Annotated in this window: 31 protein-coding genes and 3 pseudogenes; 25 read left to right on the forward strand and 9 right to left on the reverse strand. The window is 61.6% G+C overall.

The genetic code is table 11. From position 1 onward, the window contains the following. Window positions 1-36 precede the first annotated feature (36 nt). Both B4589_RS17325 and B4589_RS17330 read right to left on the reverse strand, forming a co-directional pair. Window positions 37-270, reverse strand: a complete 234-nt coding sequence (locus tag B4589_RS17325) for a hypothetical protein (RefSeq protein ID WP_079235307.1) — start codon at window positions 268-270, stop codon at window positions 37-39. Then, a complete protein-coding gene (locus B4589_RS17330; RefSeq protein ID WP_079235306.1) occupies window positions 254-1,222 on the reverse strand; it encodes a transcription initiation factor IIB family protein in 969 nt (322 codons plus the stop codon). The genes B4589_RS17325 and B4589_RS17330 overlap by 17 nt, the downstream gene beginning before the upstream one ends. Before the next feature lie 128 nt (window positions 1,223-1,350). On the opposite strand from B4589_RS17330, the pseudogene B4589_RS17335 reads away from it, so the two are divergent. Then, window positions 1,351-1,560, forward strand: a pseudogene (locus B4589_RS17335) (hypothetical protein); the annotation flags it as partial. A gap of 218 nt (window positions 1,561-1,778) precedes the next feature. Beyond that, on the forward strand, window positions 1,779-2,069 hold the full coding sequence (locus B4589_RS17340; protein ID WP_079235305.1) for a hypothetical protein: 291 nt from the start codon (window positions 1,779-1,781) through the stop codon (window positions 2,067-2,069). Window positions 2,070-2,158: 89 nt separating this feature from the next. Here the strand turns inward: B4589_RS17340 and B4589_RS17345 are convergent, their stop codons facing one another. Together B4589_RS17345 and B4589_RS17350 are read right to left on the reverse strand one after the other, a co-directional pair. Beyond that, window positions 2,159-3,166 carry a sodium:calcium antiporter gene (locus B4589_RS17345; protein WP_079235304.1) on the reverse strand — a complete coding sequence of 336 codons (1,008 nt, stop codon included), beginning with the start codon at window positions 3,164-3,166 and terminating at the stop codon, window positions 2,159-2,161. A 243-nt stretch (window positions 3,167-3,409) separates the two neighbouring features. Next, on the reverse strand, window positions 3,410-3,598 hold the full coding sequence (locus tag B4589_RS17350; protein ID WP_079235303.1) for an HVO_2922 family protein: 189 nt from the start codon (window positions 3,596-3,598) through the stop codon (window positions 3,410-3,412). A 63-nt stretch (window positions 3,599-3,661) separates the two neighbouring features. Here B4589_RS17350 and B4589_RS17355 point away from each other — a divergent pair. From B4589_RS17355 to B4589_RS17390, 8 genes and pseudogenes are all read left to right on the forward strand, one after another. Further along, window positions 3,662-3,970 (forward strand): annotated as a pseudogene (locus B4589_RS17355) (hypothetical protein); the annotation flags it as partial. Between the two features lie 88 nt (window positions 3,971-4,058). Beyond that, a complete protein-coding gene (locus tag B4589_RS17360; RefSeq protein WP_079235302.1) occupies window positions 4,059-4,412 on the forward strand; it encodes a hypothetical protein in 354 nt (117 codons plus the stop codon). Window positions 4,413-4,418: 6 nt separating this feature from the next. Next, a complete protein-coding gene (locus tag B4589_RS17365) occupies window positions 4,419-4,748 on the forward strand; it encodes a hypothetical protein (RefSeq protein WP_079235301.1) in 330 nt (109 codons plus the stop codon). A gap of 93 nt (window positions 4,749-4,841) precedes the next feature. Next, on the forward strand, window positions 4,842-5,210 hold the full coding sequence (locus B4589_RS17370; RefSeq protein ID WP_079235300.1) for a hypothetical protein: 369 nt from the start codon (window positions 4,842-4,844) through the stop codon (window positions 5,208-5,210). Then, entirely contained in the window at window positions 5,207-5,776 is a 570-nt protein-coding gene (locus tag B4589_RS17375) for a hypothetical protein (RefSeq protein ID WP_079235299.1), read from the forward strand. The genes B4589_RS17370 and B4589_RS17375 overlap by 4 nt, the downstream gene beginning before the upstream one ends. Window positions 5,777-5,895: 119 nt before the next feature. Next, window positions 5,896-7,236 carry a serpin family protein gene (locus tag B4589_RS17380; protein WP_079235298.1) on the forward strand — a complete coding sequence of 447 codons (1,341 nt, stop codon included), beginning with the start codon at window positions 5,896-5,898 and terminating at the stop codon, window positions 7,234-7,236. Window positions 7,237-7,913: 677 nt separating this feature from the next. Next, on the forward strand, window positions 7,914-8,813 hold the full coding sequence (locus tag B4589_RS17385) for a DNA-binding protein (protein WP_079235297.1): 900 nt from the start codon (window positions 7,914-7,916) through the stop codon (window positions 8,811-8,813). Window positions 8,814-9,097: 284 nt separating this feature from the next. After that, window positions 9,098-10,018: a transcription initiation factor IIB family protein gene (locus B4589_RS17390; RefSeq protein WP_079235296.1), complete on the forward strand. Its 921-nt coding sequence runs from the start codon at window positions 9,098-9,100 to the stop codon at window positions 10,016-10,018. 699 nt (window positions 10,019-10,717) lie between these two features. Here the strand turns inward: B4589_RS17390 and B4589_RS17395 are convergent. After that, window positions 10,718-11,539 carry an IS5 family transposase gene (locus B4589_RS17395; protein WP_004048671.1) on the reverse strand — a complete coding sequence of 274 codons (822 nt, stop codon included), beginning with the start codon at window positions 11,537-11,539 and terminating at the stop codon, window positions 10,718-10,720. Window positions 11,540-11,918: 379 nt separating this feature from the next. Here B4589_RS17395 and B4589_RS17400 point away from each other — a divergent pair, with 379 nt between their 5' ends. The 3 genes from B4589_RS17400 to B4589_RS17410 are packed head-to-tail and all read left to right on the forward strand — an operon-like array spanning window position 11,919 to window position 13,704. Further along, on the forward strand, window positions 11,919-12,431 hold the full coding sequence (locus B4589_RS17400) for a winged helix-turn-helix domain-containing protein (protein WP_079235295.1): 513 nt from the start codon (window positions 11,919-11,921) through the stop codon (window positions 12,429-12,431). Beyond that, complete coding sequence (locus tag B4589_RS17405) at window positions 12,428-12,880, forward strand: hypothetical protein (RefSeq protein ID WP_079235294.1); 453 nt, start codon at window positions 12,428-12,430, stop codon at window positions 12,878-12,880. The genes B4589_RS17400 and B4589_RS17405 overlap by 4 nt, the downstream gene beginning before the upstream one ends. A gap of 2 nt (window positions 12,881-12,882) precedes the next feature. Further along, entirely contained in the window at window positions 12,883-13,704 is an 822-nt protein-coding gene (locus B4589_RS17410; protein WP_079235293.1) for an SWIM zinc finger domain-containing protein, read from the forward strand. Window positions 13,705-13,749: 45 nt separating this feature from the next. Here B4589_RS17410 and B4589_RS17415 read toward each other — a convergent pair whose 3' ends face one another. Genes B4589_RS17415 through B4589_RS17425 form a run of 3 tightly spaced genes read right to left on the reverse strand, consistent with a single transcriptional unit; the run spans window position 13,750 to window position 15,128 of the window. Continuing rightward, window positions 13,750-14,301 (reverse strand): hypothetical protein, encoded by a 552-nt coding sequence (locus tag B4589_RS17415; protein WP_079235292.1) that lies wholly within the window; start codon window positions 14,299-14,301, stop codon window positions 13,750-13,752. A gap of 11 nt (window positions 14,302-14,312) precedes the next feature. Further along, window positions 14,313-14,810, reverse strand: coding sequence for a type II toxin-antitoxin system VapC family toxin (locus B4589_RS17420; RefSeq protein ID WP_255246172.1), 498 nt, complete (start codon window positions 14,808-14,810; stop codon window positions 14,313-14,315). Window positions 14,811-14,816: 6 nt separating this feature from the next. Further along, complete coding sequence (locus B4589_RS17425; protein WP_158081196.1) at window positions 14,817-15,128, reverse strand: hypothetical protein; 312 nt, start codon at window positions 15,126-15,128, stop codon at window positions 14,817-14,819. Window positions 15,129-15,276: 148 nt separating this feature from the next. On the opposite strand from B4589_RS17425, the gene B4589_RS17430 reads away from it, so the two are divergent. The 11 genes and pseudogenes from B4589_RS17430 to B4589_RS17480 all read left to right on the forward strand — a co-directional run bounded on the left by B4589_RS17430 (window position 15,277) and on the right by B4589_RS17480 (window position 25,696). Further along, complete coding sequence (locus B4589_RS17430; RefSeq protein WP_079235290.1) at window positions 15,277-16,170, forward strand: hypothetical protein; 894 nt, start codon at window positions 15,277-15,279, stop codon at window positions 16,168-16,170. A gap of 112 nt (window positions 16,171-16,282) precedes the next feature. After that, window positions 16,283-16,471, forward strand: a complete 189-nt coding sequence (locus B4589_RS17435) for a hypothetical protein (protein WP_079235289.1) — start codon at window positions 16,283-16,285, stop codon at window positions 16,469-16,471. A gap of 179 nt (window positions 16,472-16,650) precedes the next feature. Continuing rightward, complete coding sequence (locus B4589_RS17440) at window positions 16,651-17,889, forward strand: RNA-guided endonuclease TnpB family protein (protein ID WP_079235288.1); 1,239 nt, start codon at window positions 16,651-16,653, stop codon at window positions 17,887-17,889. Window positions 17,890-18,280: 391 nt separating this feature from the next. Then, window positions 18,281-19,579: a PQQ-binding-like beta-propeller repeat protein gene (locus B4589_RS17445; protein ID WP_079235287.1), complete on the forward strand. Its 1,299-nt coding sequence runs from the start codon at window positions 18,281-18,283 to the stop codon at window positions 19,577-19,579. A 417-nt stretch (window positions 19,580-19,996) separates the two neighbouring features. Next, window positions 19,997-20,626, forward strand: a pseudogene (locus B4589_RS17450) (DUF6735 family protein); the annotation flags it as partial. Window positions 20,627-20,663: 37 nt separating this feature from the next. After that, window positions 20,664-20,948 (forward strand): hypothetical protein, encoded by a 285-nt coding sequence (locus B4589_RS17455; protein ID WP_006183450.1) that lies wholly within the window; start codon window positions 20,664-20,666, stop codon window positions 20,946-20,948. 61 nt (window positions 20,949-21,009) lie between these two features. Next, complete coding sequence (locus B4589_RS17460; RefSeq protein ID WP_079235286.1) at window positions 21,010-21,756, forward strand: helix-turn-helix domain-containing protein; 747 nt, start codon at window positions 21,010-21,012, stop codon at window positions 21,754-21,756. A gap of 60 nt (window positions 21,757-21,816) precedes the next feature. Next, window positions 21,817-24,189, forward strand: coding sequence for a cation-translocating P-type ATPase (locus B4589_RS17465; protein WP_176330576.1), 2,373 nt, complete (start codon window positions 21,817-21,819; stop codon window positions 24,187-24,189). 121 nt (window positions 24,190-24,310) lie between these two features. Beyond that, a complete protein-coding gene (locus B4589_RS17470; protein ID WP_050051690.1) occupies window positions 24,311-24,733 on the forward strand; it encodes a hypothetical protein in 423 nt (140 codons plus the stop codon). Window positions 24,734-24,835: 102 nt separating this feature from the next. Continuing rightward, entirely contained in the window at window positions 24,836-25,327 is a 492-nt protein-coding gene (locus B4589_RS17475; RefSeq protein WP_079235284.1) for a hypothetical protein, read from the forward strand. Between the two features lie 3 nt (window positions 25,328-25,330). After that, window positions 25,331-25,696 carry a hypothetical protein gene (locus tag B4589_RS17480; protein WP_079235283.1) on the forward strand — a complete coding sequence of 122 codons (366 nt, stop codon included), beginning with the start codon at window positions 25,331-25,333 and terminating at the stop codon, window positions 25,694-25,696. 23 nt (window positions 25,697-25,719) lie between these two features. Here the strand turns inward: B4589_RS17480 and B4589_RS18355 are convergent, their stop codons facing one another. Next, entirely contained in the window at window positions 25,720-25,842 is a 123-nt protein-coding gene (locus B4589_RS18355; protein WP_255246173.1) for a hypothetical protein, read from the reverse strand. A 230-nt stretch (window positions 25,843-26,072) separates the two neighbouring features. Between B4589_RS18355 and B4589_RS17485 the strand changes: the two genes are divergently transcribed. Further along, complete coding sequence (locus B4589_RS17485; protein WP_006181022.1) at window positions 26,073-26,468, forward strand: hypothetical protein; 396 nt, start codon at window positions 26,073-26,075, stop codon at window positions 26,466-26,468. Window positions 26,469-26,522: the final 54 nt, after the last annotated feature.

Genomic DNA, 26,522 nt, shown 5'->3' on the forward strand with positions numbered 1-26,522 from the left:
CCGCAGCGAAGGGGCAGTCGGACTGGCCGGCAGTTCTCAGCGCCGGTCCGCGAGTCGCCGTCGGCCTGCATCGGTCAGCGTGTAGAGACCCTGTGGGGCCGGACGGATATACCCGTCTTCGTCGAGTTGCGTGCAGGCGCGCTCGACCGCGATCGGATCCTCGTCGACGGCGTCGGCGAGGTCGATCAGGTGGACCGGCGGGCGGTCATCGATAGCCTGGAGGATCGCCGCTTCGAGTTCGTGGTGGGACTCGTCACGCACGGTGCTCACCGTACACCTCCAGTAGCTCTTGGTAGCGATTGCGGATCGTGACCTCGCTCACGCCGGCCGCCTGGCTGACGATCGCCTGTGTGATCTGTTCATTGGCCAATTGTGCCGCGGCGTAGATGGCTGCGCCCGCCAGTCCGGGCGGGCTCTTCCCACTGTGGACGCCCTGTTCCTTCCCGGTTTCGAGTAGATCCCGTGCGAGCCGTTCGACCTCGCTGCTCACGTCGGCGTCCGAGACGTACTGCCGGAGGTATTGAACCGGGTCGGCCGGCTCGATCGACAGTCCCAACTCCTGCGAGAGATATCGGTAGGCCCGCTGGATCTCGAGTTTCTCGACCCGGCTGACCGAGTCGAACGCCGCAAGCGCCCGCGGCATGTCGTGCTGTCGGGCCGCCGCGTAGAGGCTGGCTGTCGCCATCGACTCGATCGACCGGCCGGGGAGGAGACCCTCCTCGACGGCGCGGCGGTAGAGCACCGCCGCCGTCTCACGGGGTGGATCGGCGAGCCCGAGGGCCGAAGCCATCCGCTCAATCTCCGCGAGCGCCTGCTTGAGATTGCGCTCCTGTGAGGATTTCGTGCGGAACCGTTCGTCCCACGTCCGGAGTCGGTGGATACGCTCACGCTTCTTCGAGGAGAGCGTATTCCCGTAGGCGTCCTTGTCCCGCCACCCGATGGTCGTGCTCAACCCCTTGTCGTGGAGCAGTTCCGTCACGGGTGCGCCGATGCGGCGCCGGTCGGTCTCATCGTTGGAAAACGATCGCCAGTCGGGGCCGTGGTCGATCGAGTCTTCCTTGAGGACGAGTCCACAGTCTTCACAGAGGCGTTCACCGCGATCCTCTTGCGTGGTGATCCGGCCGTCGCACTCCGGGCAGTCAGTGGCTTCCTCACTCGGGGCCGCGGTGGGCTCGCGGTCGCGCTCCTGCTCGTCATCCGTGACGGTGAGTGGTGGGGTCATTGATGCGGCGGGGCGCTGTGGTGTCAGTTGCGCCCTTCCACCAAGGTAGGCCGTGTCACATCTATGAGTTCGTGGCGGATTCCCACATATCGGGAATCCGCTTCATCCGTCGATTATCTAGAGTCGTCGACGGCGTCGGCGAGCAGTTCCAGAAGCGGCACTTCGACGACCGGCTGGGCTGGCACGAGACCACCGTCCCTCGACGAACCGTTCGCGACGAGCTCCTCACCCAGCTCACGCAGTCGCCCGCGACACGGGCGGAGCGGGCAGGTGAAGAAGCAGCCAGCGAGCCAGATACCTTCGTCGTAACGCCAGTTCGAGAGCTCCGAACGCCGTAGTGGCTAGACTTAACCAACATTCCGAACCGATACCGACACCGTGTTGGTTAACTCTGGGGCTGGATCCACTCCCTCGCCCCCACCCACCGCCCGACTCCTCGAGTGAGTGTATCCTGGCGGCCGGGCGATCCGAGGAGGTGCCGAATCTGTACGCCATGAACTGTTTGTCGGCGCCAGGAGGCGTACAGCGCGCAACAGCGTGCGCTGCGTGACGCACCATGCCGGGTCCCGATCCTCACGACGACACGAGTCGCGACTACGAACGGTTCGAGAAGGAACAGCTCGCCCAGGACCGCGACGCCACCAGCGTCGACACGGCGGACGTCGACGACACGACGGCCCAACGCCTGGTCAGCAACCTCATCGACGCGGCCGTCGTCACTCCGGTTCCCGAGGACCACGTTCTGGTTCACGAACCGAGCGGCACGGCGTTCGACTCGACGACACAGCTGGCCGTCTTCCATCGCGGCTGGACGGCCGGTCGCGACGCCGATGGAGAGGACGAGTGATGCAGCAACCGTTCACTGTCGTCCGCTCGCTTTGTCTGATTCAGCTATTCTGGAGTGGCATCGCATAGCGAGCGTGTCTCGCCGTCCTCCTACAATCCACGAACACTCTGTGTGATACCGGCAGTTTCCAACCCCATCCAGACCAGAAACACCGCATACAGCGCAAGGAAGCCGTACGCTTCCGGGTTCGAGATCTCAAGGCCCGTTCTGGCGAAGATCATAAACACGAGCGTCGCGATTCCGAGAAACGCCATCAGCGGGACCGCGATGAGAAAATTGACGGTCGTCGTGCCAGCGATGAGCACGCCGACGGGGATCGCAACGAGGAGATTGAACGTATTGCTCCCGAGTACGTTCGTGAGGCTGGTAACACTCGAGTCCCGTCTCGCCGCCCGAACGCTGACAAACGTATCAGGGAGGCTGGTCGCAACGGCGATGACCGTCAGCCCCCAGAAGAACGAGGGCGTATCGAAGATGGCACCGAAATCGAGCGCGCCGCGTACGATCCCCTCGACGCCGATTCCGATAAGTGCCAGTGATACGAAGAGTCGGCCCCACTCACGGCCAGGCTTGACGTCGATCTCATCTTCGTGTGTGTGTTCTTGGATGTCTTGATAGTGCAAGAACACATATACGCCGTAGGTGAGTAAGGGAAAAATGGCAAGCGCCGGTGTCAGCACAGCCGCTTGATTCGTCCCCGCTGGGACGTAGGTTGCGCCAAGCGCGAACGTAATGAACAGGACGAGTACGCTGATGATGTAGAACTGTGCGTCCTTATGCACGAGATCGCGCGTCGATTCGAGACCATCGCTGAAGAGTGTCGAAAGCGCCGGAATGACGAGGAGATTGAACACAGCACTCCCGACGATGGCGCCGACGCCGAGGGAAAACTCTCCATGGAGTAGCGTGCTGATTACGACCGACGTTAATTCCGGAAAACTCGATCCGACAGCGACGACAACCGCCCCGTGGACGGCGACCGGAAGCCCGTAGTGCTTACTGAGGCGTTCGGCAGCGGTCTCCAGCACTTCACTCCCTTTCCAGATAACGCCCGTCGAGACGACAACTAAAGCGGTCGCAACGAGAAGTGGGTTCATGACACTACCCCGTGCAACGTGTGTTCCGCGGGAACGAGAGATAGTCCGCTGATCATCTTCTACTCGACAGTTCGGCGAAGAACAGATAAAACGCGCACTGTCCTTGAGACGGATGTATTCGGACGATAGAAGACCGCTCTCGTTGATTTCTTCTAAACTGAGCGATAGTGGAGATTTAGACGATAGAAGCCCAATACAGGCCATTATCATCGATATTGGGTGTAAGCGAGCCTCGAGAGAACGTCAGGATCGGTCCTGTACCTCCGCCTTCGGAACTGCCTGCCTGACGCTCTCAATCCCACGTTTGGCTCCCTGTTTCGACACGTACCCTTCGCCGCTGGTGGCGATTATCTCTTCGTTGGTCGCGACAAGCCGCCATCGCCACTCACCAGCACCGTCAGTATAGAGTTCGAAACGAGGTTTGCTTGGCATACTCTCCTCTATGCAGAGAAGCTATACGGATATTCTGGTCTCCCCTGCTGATCAGCATTCACTGGCTGCGCGTTCTGCGACGCGCCGCCCGGTACCGAGACTGGCGAGGCCCACACCTGGGGGCAGGATGAACGGGTCACCCACTCAATCTGCGTCGAGTGCGCGATCCAGACGGAGCCGAATCCCGATGAGCGCGATCACGTCGCCTGTGACGGCTGTGGGCTGGTCGTCGACATGCTCGCGGCACTCACCCGGTTCCGGGTCGAACTGGGGCATCTGGAAGGCCCGATACAGCTGTGCGCCCACTGTAGTCCGGGCGGACTCGCGACGTACTGGACGCACGATCTCGAGGAGCATCTCGTCACGGACTGACGCACCGAGCAGTCGTCGACACGAGTGGCACGGCGACCACGGCGGTAGGTCCACTATATTCAACAGGTGAGGGCTCCTCAGTATACCTATGGACTGCCCCGCGTGCGGGTCCCCCGTCACTCTCGAGGTCGGACCGGACCGGCCGCTTTCGACATCGCTGTCCGACGCCGTCCTCGCAGCGGAAGAGGACGAGCATATCGAGGTGATCCGAGACTGTTGGGACTGCGGCTGGCACGAAACGCGGGCGCTTCGCGTCGCATCGATCGACACGACCGCCGGCGACGAGACTGCCGTCGAGCGAGCCGCACTCATCGACGAGATCACCGATGAGCTCGCGGAGATCGATCAGGTCGCAACGCTCGAGGAGCTCCTTACAGAGGCCCGCCGGCAACGAAGAGCCGACCCAGTGACGACTGATACGGACGCCAATGCCACTGAGTGACTGGATATGTCTGATACAGAGCCCCGCTATGACGTTCGTGAGCAAACCGGGGATCCTGACCACGCATCGGTCGACGATGTGATCGACCTCGTAGTCCACCGGGCGCAGAACCCGCGAACGGAGCACGAGGATGCCCATTTCGACAGGACGATGGCGACCGTTATCGATACCTACGGGACCGATCCCGTCCGCACAGTCATCCACCGTATCCTCGTCGACAACGAACCGTTCCGAACCGCCACGAACGGTCTTGAGATGCGTAATGTCGACGGCGTTCGGATTGGGACGGTAGCCAGCTGGTTCCTCGAGGAGCTGAACGCACAGGACGACGGCTGAGACTGGCGGGACGGTCCCGTCAGGGCTCCGATGTGTAAGCTCTGTGCAAACGCCGAAACTGTTATCACTCTATGTGCAGAACGTGCACATAGAATGAGCGCAAGTGATGATCCGCGACGGGTCCATTTCCAGTCGCCAGAGTATCTCGTCGACCGGCTGGATGCGATCGCGGAGCTCTTCGACACGGACCGAACGGATCTGCTTGTCGAGGCCATCCGCGAGTACATCGAGGACACCACCGATAGTGAGACGTTCCAGGAGCTGGTCGCGACGAAGTACTACGACGACCAACTCGAGTTCGAGACGGTCAAGCAGTTAGTCGGCGCCGAATCGGCCCAGCGGCTCCGCCTCCTCAAAGCGGACCTCGAAGACGAGCCACTCGATCTCGCGGCCCCCGACGACGTCGACGTCTACGATGGCGACGCGACGACGGTCGACACCGCAGCCGATGACGAGCGATGAGCGGTCGGCGACTGCGAACGGTCGTTGCCGACACCAGTGCACTGGTCAGTCTCGCCGTCCCTCGTGCAGACGCGGCCGTCGACGCGGACGTTCCGGATCCGTTCCAGTATCTCCTCACCTCGTGTGAGGTGTTCGTGCCGCCAGAAGTGGTCGCGGAGCTCCGCGACATCACGCAGTATCAGGACATCCACGCGGCGGCTGCGAACAACGTCCTCGCGGCCCGTGGCCACTACACAGTCGAGGATCCCTACGAACGCGAGGAGACACCAGACTCGCGGCCGACGTTCGGCCTCGACAACGGTGAAACCGACGGCATCGTTCTCGCGAACGCGCTCGCCGTCGACGGGTTTCTCACCGACGAGTTCGGCGGGACGAACTTCCCCCTGATTCACGCTGTACTGGAGGGGCCACGGATCACCCCGACGCCGCGGCTCATCGTCGACTACGCTCGAAACGGCCATCTGACTCACGAAGCGGCTCGAACGCTGATCACGACGATCAGCCCGCATCGGAGCTGGGAGCACAGCCCCTACGTCACGCAATTGCTCCAGCGCCTCGGCGCGTAACCGATCGTCGGGTGGCGATGTCGAATATCCCGCCCCGCCGCCGGCGCTTGAAGAAGTCGCTCAAAGATTGGTTTGTGCTTCCAGAAGATACTCGACATCACCGTCTGAATCCGACGAGTATGGATCGCCGTCAATATCTCTCCGTCTCAAGCGCCCTCATCGCCGGTGCCCTCGCGGGTTGTACAGCACCAGCGACGTCGCAAGCAGACCTCAGCGCGAGCACACCGTCGACGCCTGCCCTCCAGCCGGATGTCGAGGACGCCACCCTCGATGAGTTGGTTACTGGAACAAACGCGTTCGCGTTGAACCTGTTCGACGAACTTCGGACAGCTGATGACGCCGAGAACCTGATGGTCTCGCCGATCAGTGCCACAGTTGCGCTGGCGATGACGTACGCTGGTGCCGGCGGAACCACTCGCGAGCAGATGCGGGAGTCCCTCGGCTACACACTCGACGACGAACAGCTCCATGCGGCGTTCAACGAACTCCAGCGAACGCTGTCTGATCGCGGTAAGAACCTCGAGGAGGACGATATCCCGTCAGACTACGACGAAGCCGACGATCCCGTTCCCTTCCAGCTCTCACTCGTCAACGCCATCTGGGGCCAAGAGGGATTTCCGTTCCGGGACGAATACCTGACCACGCTCGAGAACCACTACGGCGGCGGCCTCAACCAGGTCGACTTCGTTGAGAACCCGGACGGTGTCCGCGAGGCGATCAACGCGTGGATCGCCGATCAGACCGACAATCGGATCGAGGAGCTGCTTCCAGCGGGATCGATCACGTCCCAGACCGTGCTCGTCCTGACGAACGCCATCTACTTCATGGCGAACTGGCGCCACCCGTTCGACGAGGACCAAACTGAGCCGGCTAACTTCACCGCGCTCGATGGCTCGACGAGCACGGTCCAGATGATGTCCCAAGACGTCCAGGTCCCGGCGGCGACCATCGACGGCGCCCAGGCCGTCGAACTACCGTACGTCGGCGGGACGACGGGAATGCTCATCGTCGTCCCACCCGCTGGGGAGTTCGAAGCCTACGAACGAACATTCGACATCGAGCGACTCGGTCGGATCGTCGACGCGCTCGAACCGCAGCGTGGCTACGTCAACCTCCCGCGGTTCGAGTTCAATTCGGAGTGTAAGCTTGAGAGATCTCTGGAGGCGATGGGCATGCCCGACGCGTTCGACCCGGATGCGGCGGACTTCTCGCGAATGGCCGATCTGTCGGAGACCGGTGGCAACCTCTTCGTCGACCAAGTGTACCACGACACTTCCGTCAGCGTTGACGAGCAGGGGACCGAAGCCGCAGCGGCGACGGGATCGGTGATAAATCTCGTGTCGCGTCCGCCGACGGTACTCGACGCAAACCGTCCGTTCCTCTTCGTGATTCGGGACCGATCAACCGGGACGGTGCTTTTCACGGGGCATGTTGTCGACGCCAGCGCTGCACAGGAGTAGGAAATTCTTGGGCGGTACCAAGACCAGCTGAAACGCAGGTCGGGAAGTAGAAAGCCCTCGGCCGCTCGACGTCCCGCGACCGCGCGAGACTACGTCTCGCTGGCTCTCGTTCGCTGCGCTCACGAGAACGCCGCTGTGCGCCTCGTGCCTGCGGTGCTTGCGGGGTCGGGGGGCGACCGAGGCGGCCGCGCCCTTTCTGAGTCCGCCAGGACGGTAGATGGCTCACCGAGCGACGTAGCCGGCTGGGCAGGTGTGTCCGTACCGGCCCGCCCCGCTCGCCGCTGCCGCCCTCCGCGTCGCTCGCGACCGACCATTCCGGGCGTGCGGGCGCTTTCCGCACCGCCCGCGCCCGTTCCGGGCTAAAATGGATGTGCCCTCGACGCCAGCGCTTCACCCGTTCGGGTCCTCCGGACCTCGGCAAAGCCGACCGCGACGGACGTGGTTGCGTCGCGGCGAACGGGGAATGCGCTGGCCGCTCGCTCCGGGCGGGTCGGCGCGCGGTGCTGGTTGGGGCCACCTCATGCAGGCGCGCTCTCGCTCGCGCCCGGGAGGGCGCTCGCGAAGGCGCGAGCGAGAGCGCGCAGATGGGTCTGTCGGTCGGTGTCGTCTGAAAACCGCGATGTAGCAGCATCGCGGTGTCGGGCGCTGAGCGCCTTCAACGGTACAAGTGAGTACCAATGTCTAGTAACAACTCGAGTCAGAAGGTCGTTACGGTCGATGAACAGGCATTCGAAAAAGCGGGCGGTCAGGCGGTCGATGAGGACGGCTTCCCGGTCGTCGACGAGACGCCGGAGTTCGAGGCCGCGGTCGAGCAGGAGACGCAGGCGAAGGTGGATGCGAACCACCCGGACGGGATCGCGGACACGAGCGAAGATCGGATTCACGGTGTCACCCTCGAACAGGAGGAGCGCATTCGGGCGCGGGAAGCCGAACTGGAGCGTATCAGTGCCCAAGCCGAACTCGGGACGCAGGATGGTCGTGAGCAACGCACGCGTGAGGTCGCCGCTGAAGGGAGCAAGCAGCGCCGGCGGGAGTTCCAGAAGCGGGCCGCGAGCGTGGACCCGATGGCCGACCCCGAACGGAATGATCCCCGAGCGGCACTCTCCCAGGATGAACTGGCGACGGTGAACACGGAAGCGGACCGACTCGCGACGCGGGTGGATGGCTGGTCGCGTGCGGCGATCAGTCGACGCCTGGCCGAAGCGGTCGTCGACGGCACGGACATGACGAGTGCGGTCGTGCGGGTGTTCGAGGAGTTGCAGACGGCCCCAGGGGGCACCGTGCCCATCGACGCTCTCGAGGATGTCGATCGCGGTACCGTCACGATCGAAGGCCGTGTGAAGACCCTCTGGGACAGTGATTCACCGGCCATCCAGCAAGTCGGGCTGATCGCGGACGAGAGCGGGCAAACGAAGGTGACGATCTGGAAGGCATCGGACGCGCCGTGGATCGAGGAAGGCGAGACGGTGCGCATCCACGAAGCGGCCACGAACTGGTACGAGGGCCGGATCTCGGTGGCCGTGACGGGGTGGAGCATCATCCACTTCCCGGAGCGCGGCCGGTGGTGGGAAGCATAGCCAGTCGGAGCTGTCTTCTTTTTTTTTGCTGTGTGCCGGACCGACCCAGACCCCACCGCCCCACCCTCCGCTCCGTGCTCGCTCCGTGAGACTCGCTATTGCTCGTCTCACGTGCCCTCGTTCGCGGTGCTCACGAGGGCTCCGCTGCGCGCGCAGCCACGACCTCGAGATCGGGTCTGAGATTTATCCCTCAAACCGCGGGAAGGGGTGCGCGACCAGGTTTGTTTCCCCCACGAGGGGTGCGGGGCGCGCCGAACTGGCGTACCCTCAATCAGGTGAGACCGATGACGACGAGTGAACCCTACGAGCGTACGTTCGACGAAGATGTCCAGCGTGGTACAACTGAGCCGTGTCCCGAGTGTGGGGGCCCGGTACGAACGAATGCAGCCGAAACGGTGTGTGCAGATTGCGGACTCGTCATCGACGAGCAGTCGATCGACCGCGGACCGGAGTGGTACGGCGACGACGATTCGGCAAAGCGAACAGGGGCACCACTCACTCCAGCACGGCACGACCGCGGACTATCGACGGTAATCGGCACCGGACGAGGCGCGACGGATACTGACGCCTCGAGCCAGAAGCGGCGGCGCCTTGCGCGGATGCGTCGCGAGCAGTCCCGGGGACGCTGGCGATCAAAGCAGGAGCGCAACCTCGGGCACGGCCTCACGGAGATCCGGCGGATCGCAAGTGCACTCGGGCTCGCGGATTCAGTACGTGACCAGGCGTGCCAGCTGTTCCGGACGGCACAGAACGAACGACTCCTCAAAGGGCGGTCCATCGAGGCGATGGCCGCCGCGAGCGTCTTCGGCGCCTGTCGGTGCAACGGACAATCGTGGCTCATCGCTGACGTGGCGCCGATGGCACAAGTTCCGCAGGATCGTGTCGAGAACGCCTACACCGTGCTCAACGAGGAGCTGGGCCTCCCGACGCCGCCAGTACGACCGACACAGTTCGTCCCACGGCTCGCCTCCGACCTCGGCTGTACCGACGTCGTTCGACGTCGGGCGAAGACGCTTGCTGCGCAGGCCGTCGATGCCGGCGTCACGACTGGCGTACATCCAGCGGGATTCGCTGCCGCCTGCCTGTACATGGCGGCGTGTGCCCACGACGCGCCGTTGACGCAAGCTGCCGCGGCGGCGGCGGCAGGGGTGACGGTCGAGACAGTACGGAATCATCGTGACACGTTGCTTTCCGTCGTGGAGTAGGGCGGTATTGGCCTTCGAACTCAGGATCACTGTCGTTGGTTTAACCAGCAGTACAAACGCAAAATCACGGGTTTGTTGGTTAACACTTCCCCAACGTCCACTTCTTCAGGAATAGGAGGATGTGGCTCTGTTGAAATCCTATTCATTAGGTATATTCTTGCCTGAAACAGTTGGCCGATGAGGACTGCGAACTATTCAATAGAGTATCTCGGCTTCTTGACGGTGACTTTATGACGCTTTGGACGAGAGAGTTTAGCATGGGTAAGACGGTTTCCCGCTTCCCGCGTCCGTCGGCCAGTAGCGTCGAACGTTCCCTTGCGGTTCTCTTGGTGGGGTTGCTCGGAGTATACGCTCTTGGGACACTTATGAGAGACATTATACCAGCACTCAACATGGCAGGCGTGGTTGCAGTTCATTTCGCGGTCGTGGTCGCAGGCGTCTTCCCTATCGCTGTGCTTGGACACGCTCTGTATAGCCGATTCCGTACTGGGACTGCCAAGCCACGTCGTATCGAAATCTTCAGCTCACTCGTCGCGCTCAGTTGCTTGGGTACTGCGCTCTGGCTCACAATTGATTCGACCTCCAGTCTCAGCACCCCGCTGTTAGGGATTTCGTATAGTGCATTACTCGTTCTCGCGGGTCTCGTGACTGTCCGATAATAGTCTGGACTGAACAGTGTGTGGAAACTATCTTGACCGGTCAGAGTGATCGGTCAAGATTGTGAATGAGACAGGCGATGGTGAGCTCACGGAATTGCTTCCACCATCGTCGTGAGCGGACGAACGCACCGTACTTCCGCTTGAGTGTTGAATTGACGGTTTCGGATTGACTTCGTTGGCCGTAGAGATTAGCCTCTAAGCGTGCGTTCCATGCCTTGTGGAGCGATGTAAACTCACGGTGCTTAATCAGTGGACGAACGTCGTGTTGACGGGCAAGTCGTCTGATTTTCTGGTCGTCGTACCCTTTGTCACCGAGCAGGACGTCAATATGCTCGAGATTGCGCTTGATCAACGACGGAGCAATCTGGCTATCGTGTTTTCGTGTCGTCGTCACGTGTAAATCGATAATTGCGTTCACCCTCGTATCGGCCAGTAGAGTCACTTTGAGTTGCTGAATCGTGAGTTCGGCTCGTTTCGTGTAGTGTTTCGAGGCGTGACTACGATCGAATCCTGACGCATCGACTCCAACGACGCCACTTGTCGGAAGTAGCGTCGCTGAGAGGGTCAATAAGACACGCCATACGGCCATATCAAGCCGATTGAACGCTTTACAGAGCGTTGATGGCGTGGGAAGTTCGACTAAGCCAAGAACACGACGGATGCGTGGCATCTCGATCAACTCGTCAAGCAGGCCACGATAGGTCGTATTCTTCCGAACTTTGAGGCACAGCAGAACAACGTGCTGTGGGAGTGTATAACGATGTTTGGAGAATTTTGAAGAGTATCGAGAAACCGCTCGGCGTGCCAGATTGATCGCCTTCTCTGTAAATCGGAGTAACTGTGACTTTGGGAGGGTGCTCATCTCGTCGAATTACAGGACGAACCTGTAACTCTCTGAGGATTTCAACAGAGCCGAGGATGTCAAAGGATTCTCAGAGCCTCCCTGCTCACCAATAGTTGCGTTTCTACCGGGTAATCACGGTGTTCAAGACGGCATCCGTAGCAGGAGAATGTGTCGGGAAAACAGCGGCCCTCATTTTTTGCTGGATCCCGGGCCGGCCCAAGCCCCACCGCCCCGCCCTCCGCTCCGTGCTCGCTGCGTGAGACTCGCTTTTCGCTCGTCTCACGTGCCCTCGTTCGCGATGCTCACGAGGACTTCGCTGCGCGCGCAGCCACAACCGTTTGAAAGAAAGAATAGTTTCCTCAGAAAACTATTTAGGGCACAATACGTAGCACCCAGTATGGCCGAGACGGGGGACGACGTCAACGAGCAGGTCAAAGCGGACTGGCAAGACGACACCACGCCGTTTGAGCGAGTGTACGAAATCGTCGAACAGACCCACGACGGGCAGTCGGCCGCCGAGATCGCCGACCGGGCCCTCGTGAGCGAGCCGACGGCGCGTCGCCACTGCAAGGCGCTCGTGAACACCGGGTTCGCCGAGACGGAACAGGACGGTCAAACGACGCTGTACAAGCGCAACAGCGACCGGGTGTTGATGTCCCAAATCCGCGAGCTGCGTGAGGAAGTCGATCGGCCGGAGCTGCTCGACAGTATTCAAGACATGAAGGCCGAGATCCGGCGCTACGAAGACCGGTACGACGTGGTGTCACCGGAGGAACTCGCCCAGCAACTCGACGCCGACGAGACGGACGGCTGGGACGATCTCACGGCGTGGCGCACGACGCGGCAGAATCTCGCCGTCGCGCAAGCCGCACTCGCCTACGACGAGGCGAGCCACCAGCTCGCCGTATGACCGGCGACGATCGTGCCGGTGAGTTCGGGCCGATCTATCTTCCGGCGCTCCAGCGGATTCGTGACCTCTGGCTCGACCTCGAACCGCTCGTCGACGCCACGGCGTACGACGACGTCGTCGACCCCACAGAACTGCAGATCAGTCTCAGCGATGGGGTGGGCGACGCCGAGAGCGTTCGGCTCGATATCCAATGGAGCGAGCTCGGAATGTATTCGTTCCACTACGTCGATAGCGACGACGTCAACTGGCGCTTCGATCGCCACCCGAATACACACTCTCCCGAGACCCATTTCCACCCGCCGCCCGAGGCTGCGACGACGGCCGCCGAATCGTCCTGCATCGACGTAACCGAGGTCTCACTCGTGGCGCGTGCCGTCCATGCGATGTGGCGGGCAGCGTACGAGGATGATGCACTGGATCGGCTGAATAGTGCGTCAAACCCACCGTAAGGATGGACGTAACTGAGGACACAGTTCGAGATGTCTGCACGGACGCAGTCTTCGAACGCGGCGAACGATACCTCGCTGATGGACGAATCCACGAGATTCACCGCGTCGACACCACCGTCACCGCCGTCGTGAGTGGCAGCCGTCAGTACGATATCCGTGTTGACCTCGCCACCGACGGGTTTGCCCCGTGGTGCGACTGTCCGTACGACGGGCCGGGAGCATGCAAGCACGTCGTCGCCGTGTTGCTTCGGTGTGTCGACGACCTACCGCCGGACGACGGCGATCAACTCGACGCCGTACTCGACGGCGCCGACGCCGACGAACTCCGCGCGTTCCTGCGTGACGAACTCGCGGCCGATGCGGATCTCCGCGAACGGTTTCTCGCCCGCGTCGGCGAGTCGACGAGACAGTCAGTTGACGAGCTTCGCACCGCGATCGACCGGCGGTTCGAAGAGACGAACCCTGAGTACCACGTCGTCTTCGAGCCGATCGACTTCACGCAGTGGTTCGATCTCGCGAACGAGTACCGCGAGCAGGGACGATACGCATCGGCAGCGACCGTCTACCGGGCACTCGTCGAGTCCCTCGACGACAACATGGAGCGCGTCGACGGCGCGTACGACCACTTCTCGCGTGCGTTCAGTCGGGCACTCGACGGGTATGTCGACTGTGTCGCGACCGCGGAGCGCGACGCTGATGCGGTCACTGACGCCGGCGAATTCTTCAACGAGCGGGCGACGTCGGGAACGCCGTTCCTCGCGGAACACTTCGAGAAGGCCGCGGTCGAACTCCGGGGAAAGACGGATGAGCAGTCTTGCAAGTAGCTGTGTCGCCCTCGATGACGCCCGCACGTTCGACGATCGAGAAAATTAGTTTGTGTCGCGGTCACCCACGTTGATCCGCTGTTCGCGGGCGGCTTCGACGTCTGAGTAGAGTTCCAGTGCGTGCTTGATGAGGCGGCGATCCTCCTCGTTCTCACGCCAGAACGCGATGACGTCGCGGCGCTCGCGGAGCTCGGCACTTGCGAGGTCGCCGTCGGCGAGCGACTGTTCGAGCTCCTCCCACGTCTCGACGTCGTAGGTCGCCTGCCATCCCTCGATCTCCTCGGTGATCGCCGCCAGTTCGTTGCGTAGCTCTTCGCGGGTGTTCTCCTCGATGAGCGTGCGGATTTCCTCGAAGAGCAGGCGCGTGTAGTCCGGTAGATAGCGCGTGGTTTCGCCGGCTTCGACGCGACGCAGCTGGCCCTGGTCGACGAGATTCTGGAGTTCCTCGTTGGTCGTGCTCCAGGCGGCGTCGGCCTGCTCGCTGATCCAGTTGACCGACCGGGGTTCGCGAAGCGTCTCGGCGACCACCCGAATGCGGTCGCGGGCGCTCATCGACTCAGTCCACGACTGAACGCCGTCCTGCGGGGATTCGGACATACTTGGCACCTCTAGCTCTGATTGCGATACGGAAGCGTTGTCACGTCGAACGCATCGTAGTGCCGGTCGTACGTAAGGATGTGATCGACCCCTAAGGCGTCCATATGGGCTGCAACAGTGAAATCGGTGAGTGACGCATCCAGATCCGTCCACTCAACGAACGTTGCTTTGGCTTCCTCGAAAACGTCCTCGGAGACGGATTCGAACTGGTAGAGCGTACTCTCGTCGAGCGTCGTTAGGAACGACGCGGCGTTCCGCATCGACGCCTGCTTTTTCAGCCGGGTTGCAGCCTCGTCGACGATGTGGTCGTTGACGATGAGGCGACGATAGGGGAGGTCGCCGTCGCGGACAAAGGTCATGAACGCCCGCGAGACTGCGTGCATCTGATCTTGTGGGTTGAATAATGCGTACAGGAACTTCGGCCCGACGACGACCTGATGGCGGACGTGCCCCGGGCGAAAATGCTCGGGCGTGATCGTCCCAATCGGGGTTTCGACTGGTTCAGCCATCCGAATTCAGGATTGCGCAGATGGGTCATCGGCGAGCGTGAACGATTCGTCGCTGCCGTCCCACTCCTCGACGAGATCGTCTTCCTCGCGGGCATCCGTCGCCGCCGACGCTGAGAGCGATTCGTCCTCGAGGTCGTCGAGGACTGTGAACGCCGGGTCGTTCGGGTCGGCCTGCTGCTGGCGTTCGATCCACTCGATAAGCGCCTCGTGGCCGGCTTCCTTGAGCGAGAGCCCGTGCTCTCGCGCGAACTCCCGGAAGCGTTCGTATTCGTCCTCGTTCAGTTCAGTTTGCACGTGCTTGGTGTCGTTACTGCTCATAAGGACCCCAGTTGCTACTCCCATCTACTTGCTCATGAAGTATAAGATGTTCGCATGAGATAGTTCATGGCCCATATTCAAACGGGAGACAGGGCGGACTACTGGCCCTGACGTTGAAATACGAATCCGGGACAAACCACACCAACCGATGCGTGATCGCCATCTGGATTTCGAGGAACTGCGGCCGACCGGCGAGGCGTCCCACATTCCGGACACGAGGCTGGACGACGGGTGTGAGGGTGCCCCCCGGCGGCAACGCGTTGCGACGAACTCTGATGGCTACCCTGATGCGCCGACGGCCGACGACGAATGCCGGTCCTGTGGGGCGCCAGTCCCAGACGGCCAGACGAAATGCCGGTTCTGTCTCACTAACCATCTCGGGAGTGACGCCACTCGCACGGACGAGGCAGCGTCGACGACGTGCCTCGGCATCGTCCATCTGGTCGTCGAATCGTCCACGTGCTACGGCGCCGTGGCGAAAGGCGGCGCCGCGGCGAACCTCCTCTCCGCCAACGGGGCGGAGCCGGCCGTCGACGACTCCACGCTCATCTACGACGTCGACGAGGCGCCGGCGCGCCAGCTGGCCGAGCAATGGCCCGCACTCCCCGACGCGGTACAGGTGTCGTCAGCGGAGGGAGAGCGGCTTCTCAGTGCCGCCCGTAACCGGACTGGGTGGCACGGGCAGAGAGCGTCGGAGCGGCAGGGGCAGGCCCCGACGCGGCTCTACGACCAGCGTGGGGACGGCATCCGCGGCGCGTCGCGTCTCGACGCGGTCCTCGACGACGCCGTCGACGCGGTGTGGCTGGTTCCAGCGATGGCGCTGACCGAATCTACTGGCGAGGCTGCGGCTGATCGGCAAGAGTCGTCGGTACCGACGACGCAGGAACTCGACTGTCAAAACTGTGAACGGGCAACCGACCACCGGTTCAAGACCCACGAGTCGGTCCCGGATGAAGCGTGGACGGGGCAACCGATCTGGGAGTGTCGGGTGTGTGGCTCGGCTCGCTACGGACCCAGCAAAGCGGGTCAGGACTCGTCTTAACCAACATAGCGACACAGAAACACACCAATGTTGGTTAACGAGCAGGCCCAGTCCGACAGCTACCCGCAGCCGGAGAGGTTTCTCTGCGCCGTGAATCGGCGAGGCGCTACACATGGACCCACGCAACACGCCCGGATATCGACTGCATCGCTCACTCACCAATCTCAAGCGCATCGAGACGGCCGGACTCGACGACGCCGATCAGGAGCGGATCGAAGCAGCGAGAACTCTCCTCCTGAACGTGAGTCTGCTTACCCAACCGACACACAGCGGGGACGCCGATACACAGCTCGAGTCCTGAGCGGCGTCGCAACGAGGAATTTGGCTGGATTGCGTCGGAGAGTGTTTATCGCCCCCAAGAAGGGTGCGGGGCGGACCAGTCACCGTCGGTCTCCGTGGGGCAAACCAGATGCGGGCGAGTTCGACAGCGCGCTGGTGGGCCCTCCAAGACGACCAGTCAGTATCAGAGGGTGATGAGTCGTGACTGAACTCACAAAAACGCTGGAACTGAAGCTGGTAGACCCGAACGCTCACAAGCGGGAGAAGCTCCGTGAGACGCGGGCGGCCTACCAGCAGGCGCTCCAAGAGGCCTTCGACGCCAATTGTACCACCTTGGGGGAAGCGAACGACATCGTGGGTGACTATCAGCTGAGCGGTTACGCAAAGAACGCTCTGAAGCGGTACGTCCCGCAGCTCACGACGACCTATGGGGCAAATGAACTCAGTGACGATCACCCTGTCCGCTTCACGAACGAGGGGGTAAAGATCGACCACAAGCCCGAAAACACGATCGAGTGGTACGTCAAAATCCCACACCACGAGGACTACCACCTCTGGGTACCAGCACAGCCGAACCCTGAGCAGCGGGACTGGCTTGAAGCAGTGATTGCTGGCGACGCAGCCGTGGGGGAAGGTCGTTTGCTCAAGCAGGAGGGAACGTGGTATTTCCATCTCATCGCGACCCGTGACGTCCCGCTCAACTCCGAGGTTCCCCCCGAAGAGCGTACACCCATCGGCGTCGATATCGGTGAGGCAAGTCTCGTCACGGTGTGTCACCGCGACGAGCACGGGTCCCCGACAAACCCTGAGCTCTGGACGGATGAAGGGAAGACTGTTCGTCGCCTCCGCAAGCGCTACTTCACCACGATGCGGCGACTCCAAAGTCGCGAGAGCGAACGGATTGCAGACACCTTCGGCGACGAGTTGTGGGCGCAAATCGACGATATTCTCCACACCGTCACCATGGAAGTGGTGGAGTACGCCGAGTCAGTCGAGGCGCCGGTTCTCGTGCTCGAGGATCTCACCTACATCCAGGAGTCGATGGACTACGGGGACTACATGAATCGCCGGCTTCACGGCTGGGGATTCGCCAAACTCCACGCACAGATCACGTACAAAGCCGTAGAAAGGGGGATCCCCGTTGCGACAGTCGACCCGCGGAATACCTCTCAAGAGTGTCATGCGTGCGGTGAGATGGGAACCCGGCCTCAACAGGCGACGTTCAAATGCTCCAACGACGCTTGTTGGGTCGAAGAGTATCAAGCGGACATCAACGCCGCACTCAACATCGCAGATCGCTACCTCAGCGGAGAGAGTCGTTCTAGAGAACACGAGAACGACGATGACTCGGCTGAGGATGGGGCCTCGTTGACCGGGCCACAAGACAGCCAAGCCGATGCTGAAACCCAGCAGGCGACGCTTGGAACGTATGCGTCTTGAAACCGTAGAGCTGAGCGACCGCTCAGCTTGAAATCCCGTGGCGGGATTCCCACATCTAACTGATGTGGGCGGAGATCAAGGGACATCGCGCACTCTCTGCGAGCGGTATACTGAGACGCGCTCTCCAGTAGAATTTGAAGTTTGTAAGATTCTACAAGCGGTGAATCAACTACTCGATACAGTGACTTTTGCCATCGGTGAAGACCACCCTATTCCTATTCAACCGTGTTCTCTGCTTCATCATCGGGCGCAATTGATACCTGAAAATGCGCCCTTGCTACAACACGAATTTCGCTCTTGGTAGTTCGTTGACCCCAACTAACCAGTCGCTCCCCTGTTTCCAGAGCAAAGCGTGGAGAAAGCATTTATCGGTCATGGGCCATATCTGAGTATGGTCCACCGCTCTCGGCGCTCGTTCCTCCAAGGTGCTGCGCTCGGATTCACGATGGTCGGAACAGGCTGTCTTTCTGATTCCGGCACCGAACCCGTGTCGACAACTGAGCAAGACACCCCCACCCCGACGGATACGGTGACGCCGACGGACACGGAGTCGACACCAGGATATTCAACAGTTGATGAGCGAGTGAAAAAGGAACCTCCCGGGTCACCACCGCTGGACCCAAGCGGAGCGTGGCCTGCCGTCAGATTCGATGCGGGAAACACCGGCTGGAACCCTGATGGCGCTGGGCTTCGCGATGGAGAATCTTACTGGCGGCTCCGTCCCTGTGGGGCAGCAAGCGTCGCCAATGAGTACCTCTACAACACCGCCGATCTGGAAGAAGACACCGTGTCGTTGGCGTACCGAAACCCAGCGACAGCAGCCGTCGAGACCGCTAGCGACCTGGTCTCATATGGAGTGAATAGTCCTCCCGTAGTCACAGATGACTACGTCTTCATTACGACCTTTATCGAGGTGTTCTGTTTCGATGCAGAGACCGGACAACAGGTTTGGCGCGGCCCGGCGATGGACGGGATACAGAGCCAGCCAACCGTTCTCGGAGATCGCGTCGTCGTGAATAGCGCGGGTTTTCAGGCTATTGACCCGCACATCAGGGCGTTCGATACCGCTACCGGTGATGAGCTATGGCGCTACGATACCGGGCACTTCTCGGACTCGACACCGGCTGTCGACGACGGACAGGTGTATGTCAGTAGCGAAGGCGGGTTTCACGCGGTTGACCTCGAAACCGGGCAGGAGTCATTCGTGAACCGCGACTTGGCAGCACGACGTTCAACCCCTGTCGCAGATGCCGGAACTGTGTTTGCGGTCTCCGAAGGACAATCCGGTCGGGATGACGAATTAGTCGCCATGGAGGCGAGTACCGGCTCCAAACACTGGCGCGTCGCCATAGCCGATGAGCACACGCCAGTGGTCACTGACAGCGCAGTCTACGCGTTTGTTGATGCCGGCGTCGCAGAACTCGATAGAACTGATGGCTCGGTTCGAATCACGTCCGAAACTCAGGCTGAACCGGTCGGATTGGTCGGTGATGTCCTCTATGCCGAGCGTGGTGGGAGGCTGTACGCGCTGAACACCATGAATGAGCTGGAAGAGCTCTGGTCACTCACCACCGAAGAGGTCCAGGTCAGCGATACAGTCGGCCGGACTATCTACCATGTGACGCCCGTAGACGACGCAGTATATGTGAGCGCTCGTGACGCGTTCTACGGTATTGGCCCAGCCGAATAGAATGTGGAAGCCGTTTAGACTAAGTGGCTCTGCTGAAATCCTCTTGGTCAGACACTTTCTGCGGTGAGACAGCCGGTAATTGGGGTTGCGAACCAATAATGTAATCTTCCCTATGGGTGCTGCTGTATCGAATATTCTTTCTAATCGAATTCGTTAATTAACACCATGCCTCGGACTTGCCCCGACTGTAATGTGGAACTTGAGCGCGTTGATTATGACGTGAACAGCCGTGGGGACATGCTCCGAATACCGAACGATGAGGGCGTCCTTGGAACGCTTGGATTCAAGAGCGCGACTACTATTGACGCACACGTGTGTCCGGACTGCAATAGAGTTCTCTTCTACGCAGACTGATTGGTGGCTTGTCTGTACTTAACGATCGAGGGGGAATCCAACGAGGCAACAGGACTGTAATAGACTCGAGGGACATACACGCTCCACTACAGCCATTGGGGCGCAGCGAACCTCAAGCTCAAGCACCGAATCTCGGCTGAGTCGCCATTCGGTGGCGAAGACACCGACTCCAAGTGGGCGAAACAGCTGCTGGCGGAACTGGCCGATGGCCTCGAGGCAGAAGCCGTCGACGGCTACCTCGCTGACGAGGATCGACCGTCGACGGTCGTCGAGCCGAAGCCCCGCGCCACCGGGCTCACCCTCGACGAGATCGTCGCTGACCATCTCGACTACCTCCACCACGAGGCGTTCTTCGTGGTGTCGACGACGTTCGAGGTGACCGCCTATCGGACGCTGTGGTTCGGGCTCCAGTACGACTCGGAGACGGTCGAGCAGGGAGAGACCGTCGGGAACGGCGCGCTCGCGACGGTTCGCTGGTACGACGGCGAGCCGGTCGGCGACGGCCACCTACAGGGACAGTTCGCGGCCCTCAAAGACGTCGTCGGCGATATGCTCGACAAGGGCGTCTTCACGCCGTCGACGGCGAGGCAGTACCTGAAACGGAAGCTGGCCGAGCGAGTCGGCGACCGACAGGAGCTGCTCATTCCGACCGGAGAGTCACCCTTCGAGACAGCGAGTCTCGGCAAGTCGTAACACCAATCCCTTAGTGGATATCGGGGGACGTCTAAGTATGTCAAATCAGTCTGAAGATGACGTTCGTGTTTGGCTTGTCGAACGGACGTACTCCGATGACGAGCAGAATCTGATCATCCTCACCTACGCAACGCCCGATGGAGAACAGTACTATCGGAAGGAACGCGCACTCACGTCCTTCACCGACGTCCGAGATACGACAGCAGCAGTCGATGCTGAACCCGGCAATCTTGGCATGGTCGATGACCCCGACCTCCAGGAGCAATACGCGGCCGAAGCACAGCGAATGCAGGAAGTCCACGACCCTGACGACGTAATCTGAGATCCACTGGTCGACAACGCTGCAGGCCATGGGTTATGTCGTAGCAGGCCTTAGACGGGGTATGCGCGAACTCGTCTTCGCTCTCGAATACGAGCCCGGCTGCAACAGGGTGGCGGACGCCCTCGCCGACCACCCCGACGCTCGCGTTCGCTCGCTCTCGCTGCACGCCACTGCCGAGCGTCTCTGGCGGGTCGACCATGCCACCGGTACGCCTGAGGCGCTCAACGCCATCGAGGACGCCTTTCTCAACGGCGACTACTACGCTGACTGTCTCGCCACCGAGGACTGCAACGCCACACAGACCACCCGCGTCCTCGACCGCACGGACGACGCGCTCATCCTCTACTCAGATTGGGAGCGCACTCCGACCTGCGCCTCAGTCCCCCACATCGCTCGCGACCACCTCGGCGACGGCGTGCTGTTCGAGACTCGTCACGAGGGCCGCCACTACACGTGGCGACTCATCCACTCCGGTGAGGGCGACGTGGCAGCGTTCTTCGACGCGCTGGAGGCCGCCGTCGGGGAGTGCGCCCAGATGGAGATGCTCCGCACAGCGGACACAACATCAGCTAGGGGAAGCGACGGAACACCGAGTGGATTGCCTCCAGCCCAAGAGGCTGCTCTCCAGGCCGCCGTCGAACACGGCTACTACGAATCACCCCGCGAGGTCGATGTTGGAGAACTCGCAGAGCATCTCGACGTGCCACGGTCAACACTCACCTACCGACTCCGTCGGGCGGAAGAACATTTGGCGAAGCAACATGTCGCCGGCGAGCGGGTAGCGGAAGAACGGCTGGCATCCCACTGAGGGCCGTAGTTGGAATATTCCAACAAAGACATATCGAACTCCCGCACCTACCGTGACGTGATGACAGAGAATCCGGACGCAGCAAGAGGAACGAGCGGCGGCGGACAGCGACGTGAGCTGACCGCCCGCCTCGCCGTTCCCGAGATGGACTGTCCCTCTTGCGCCCAAAAGGTGAACAAGAGCCTCCAGCGTGTCGACGGCATTACTGACGTCACGCTCCAGCCGACCACCGGCACGGCCAACGTCACGTACGACCCTGATCGAACTAGCGAAGCCGACGTAGTCAAGGCGATTGAAGGCGCCGGCTACGAGGTCGTCGGGGGCTCGGACGCCGAGGGCGATGATGAGGACAACCAGGCGGCCGATGGCGTCGACATCGCGCCACCATCGGAGGTCTGGACGAGTCCTCGCGCGAAGAAGACGTGGCTCGGCGCGGCGTTCGTCACGCTCGGCCTCCTCTTTGAGTTCCTCCTCACCGGACAGAACGCCACGGTGGCGAGCGTCCTCGAGTACCCGCTCCACATCGCAGATGTCCTGTTCCTCGGCGCCGTCGCCGCCAGCGGCATCCCGGTCGTCCGTAGCGGGTACTACTCCGCGAAGAACCGAAGCCTCGACATCGACCTGCTGATGGGGACGGCGATCATCGCGGCGACCGGTATCGGCTACTTCGTCGAGGCCGCCACGCTGGCCGTCCTATTCAGCATCGCCGAGCTGCTCGAGGACTACGCGATGGACAGGGCACGGGACTCCCTGCGCGAGCTGATGGAACTCTCGCCCGACGAGGCGACCGTCCTTCGCGACGGTGAGGAAGTGACCGTTCCCGCCGAGGAGGTCGACGTTGGCGAGACCGTCGTCGTCCGCCCCGGCGACAAGATTCCGCTCGACGGAACGGTCATCGACGGCGAGAGTGCAGTCGACCAGTCGCCGATCACGGGCGAGAGCGTCCCCGTCGACAAGACTGCCGGCGACGAGGTCTACGCCGGCGCGATCAACGAAGAGGGGTACCTCGAGGTAGAGGTCACCTCGACCTCTGGCGATTCGACGCTCTCGCGCATCATCGAGATGGTACAGGGCGCACAGGCGAAGAAGACCGAGTCTGAGCAGTTCGTCGACCGCTTCTCCGGCTACTACACACCCCTCGTCGTCGTGCTGGCAATCCTGACCGCCGCAATCCCGCCGCTGGTCATCGCCGACCCCATCTCGGTCGACCTGGCCGGGTACGGGTTCACCTTCGCGAGCGACTGGCAGACCTGGTTCATCCGCGGGCTCACCCTGCTGGTAATCGCCTGCCCCTGTGCGTTCGTCATCTCCACACCCGTCTCGGTGGTGTCGGGCATCACCAGCGCCGCGAAGAACGGCGTCCTGATCAAGGGCGGCAACTACCTCGAAGCGATGGGCGAAGTCGATGCCGTCGCGCTCGACAAGACGGGGACGCTCACGAAGGGCGAACTCGCCGTCACCGACGTCGTCCCGGTCGGCGACACTACTGAGGATGATCTGCTCCGTCGCGCCGCCGGGCTGGAGCGGCGCAGTGAGCACCCCATCGCCGCAGCGATTCTCGCCCGTGCTGAGGAGGCGGGCGTGGGCGACCTGCCCGACCCGAGTGGCTTCGAGAGCCTCACCGGAAAGGGCATCCGCGGGGAGATCGACGGCGAGACGTACTATGCGGGCAAGCCCGCGCTCTTCGAGGAGCTGGGCTTCGACCTCGCTCGGGCACGCCGCGAGACGGACGGCGGCGTCGCGGCGGAAGAGGCGGCCGAGTACGACGACGGGGCATTCGCCGAGGACGCGCTCACCTCACTGGAGCGGGAGGGCAAGACGGTCGTTATCGTCGGGACGGAGTCGGAACTGCTGGGTGCAATCGCCATCGCCGACGAGGTGCGCCCGGCCTCGAAGCGGGCTGTCGAACGCCTGCACGAGCTGGGCGTCGAGCGCGTGGTGATGCTGACCGGCGACAACGAGGGCACCGCCCGCGCCATCGCCGAGCAGGTCGGTGTCGATGAGTATCGCGCCGAACTCCTGCCCGACGAGAAGGTCGACGCAGTCGAAGAGTTACAGGCGGAGTACGGGGAGGTCGCGATGGTCGGCGACGGCATCAATGACGCCCCCGCGCTCGCCACTGCGGAGGTCGGCATCGCGATGGGCGCGGCGGGCACCGACACCGCCCTCGAAACGGCTGATATTGCGTTGATGGGCGACGACATCGGGAAACTCCCGTACCTGTACGATCTGTCGCATACGGCCAACGGTGTGATCCGGCAAAACATCTGGGCCAGCCTCGGCGTGAAGCTCCTACTCGCGCTAGGCGTGCCGCTGGGCCTGGTCAGCGTTGCGCTGGCAGTCGTTGTCGGAGATATGGGGATGAGCCTCGGCGTCACCGGGAACGCGATGCGGTTGTCCCGGATTGAGCCCGATCGAATCATCGACGCCTGATTCTGCGGCGGGAAGTGCGGGCAGGACGCTCTTTTTTCGGGACTTACCTCCGCTACATCGAGACAAGTTGTGGTTTGTCTGGGGCAGAAAGGACTGAGCCCCACCGTGGGCTCGTGATTTGATGCCCGAGAATCCAGACGACGATCCATTCCACGATTGCGAGTTAGGTCCTGACGCAGTCCTCGGGACGCGCACCTTCCACGATGTCCTGTTCACCGACGACACGGAGACGCCGATGAACGTGCTAACCGGTGAGACGCCCGCCCATTCGCAGGCGACCGTCAAGGAGGCAAAGGAGTTCGCTGCGAGTGTTGACACCGACACGCCACAGATCGCACTTCCGGCGTCAGTCGAAACGCAAATCGAGACGCAGAGTAAGCCCTACACGTCGGCTGCGTTCTTCCACTTCAAGGCGACAGGCTCGCTCGAACGCCACCGCGCCTACCACGCCGCCTACGAGGCGGACGCGTTCGCGGTCGACTTCGAGGCCGACTACGCGTCGGGCGATCTAACCATCACAGTCGACCGAGCGAACGAGTCCTAAAAATCGACCGCTAGATCAGGTTTTTCGAGCGCCGGCGATGGGTGCCGGCGCAGCTGGAGCGAGCAACGACCCCCGGTGCGTCGGCGTTTCGAGGTGTTAAAGATGCACATAGTGATTTACGCTCTGGTAGAAGAATCGACCCACGACGACGCACTGGCCACCGGAAAGACGGTGTTCGACCGCCTAGTCGGCGCCGACCCACACGCTGGCGCCGTCTTCGACTACCACGTGACGTTCGATGAGGAAGACACGTCCGTTGCGGGGAAGGCGCGATGGGGTGAGCTCCCGACCGCGGCCCCCGTCGACTCCGACGACGGCCAGGACCTCCTCGAGCGTGGCTGGGAGGCGACGAAAGAAGAGTTCGAGCGCAACCTTGAGCGAGTGAAGGAAGCGCTCAACGAGCTCTCCGACGAGGAGATCATGCGTGACGAAGACCTCGCCCGCCACGCGTTCCATCAAGTTGGTGCGTACGACGGCCCGACGATCTTCCTGTATAACGAACACGCGAACGGCATCCGTCACCGCGAACAGTTGGATCGAGTGCTGGAGAAGAGCGAGGAGCTCTGGATCGTGCCCGCCGACGTCCACTTTTAACAGATGCCCCGGATCACAAACTGGCGGCGTGAAAGTCGCACGCCGACGCTCGAGTATCGTAACACCGAGACTGGCGCTCGGGCTGTCCTACACCGAGCCCCGGACTCCTACCGCTACAAGTGGCGTGGCGCAATCCTCGTCGACGGCTACCCAGTGTGGTCGCAAGGGTACAAGACAAAGGACGCGAAAGCGTTCAGGAACGTTCTCCGCGACCAACCTGCTCCCGAGATGAGTTGTCGGGAGTGTCTGGACGGCGACGTGGTCGTCGGTGATAAATCGGCGGACGGTGCGAAGGTCCAGCGCTGGTTCGAGTGTCGGAACTGTGGGTACGAAGCGCCCTCAAGGATTGTGTACGGTGCCGAGCGCTGAGGGACATCCCCGCCTTTACCGTGTTAGAAATCGGTCTCGAATTCGTCTTCGTCAGGCAGCATCTCAAGTGCCTCCTCAGCAGAAACAGCTTCAGGAGACCCATTACCATCTTCGTCTCCGGCTTCTCCGGCTGTGGGAGCGGACATACAAAACCAGACACAGTGTAGTCAGATAAACCTTTACCGGCAGTACAGCACCAAGCAACATCCCTGACGACGAAATTCCTGAAAAGTGCGTGCACTCACTCAGACCAACGCCCAGTACAACACGGTCGTGATAGTTAGCAATTGAGAGGCGGATCTATTTTCAGCGGCATCGGTGGCGTTTATTTCTGGGCCGGAATGAGTGGCCCGTCTCAATCGGGCCAGATTCACAGATGAGTTTAGAAATCATCGACCGACACAGTGAGGCACTGTTCGAGTTCCTCTGGTGTCCCGTTTGCGGGCACGAGGTATTCAGCCACATTCCGTTCGAGGGCGTGTTCTGCAGGAACTGCAATACGCAGGTTGAACTCCAAGAATCCCGAGAAACACGCGGCTACGAGGAAGCCGTTCTCGCTTGCTTCGACACCCACTCAACGTGGAACCTCCACGTCGACGAGAAACTGCGTCGCGACCTGCCTGATGGGTCGGCGCGGGTGAAGATCCTCGGCGCACCGGGTGCCTACGAGGTCGACTGGTGGAGTCCAGCACCTGGGGAGGATTGGGAGCCAGTCGAGCGTGGTGAATTCGACGACGTGGAGGAACCAGACGAGGTGTCACATCTCGCGTAGCGGATTGCAATCCCGCTACGACTGTGTAGTGTTGTTTCAGCGCCGGCGATGGGT

The organism is Halolamina sp. CBA1230 (assembly GCF_002025255.2).
In the GTDB taxonomy this organism is placed as follows: Archaea; Halobacteriota; Halobacteria; order Halobacteriales; family Haloferacaceae; genus Halolamina.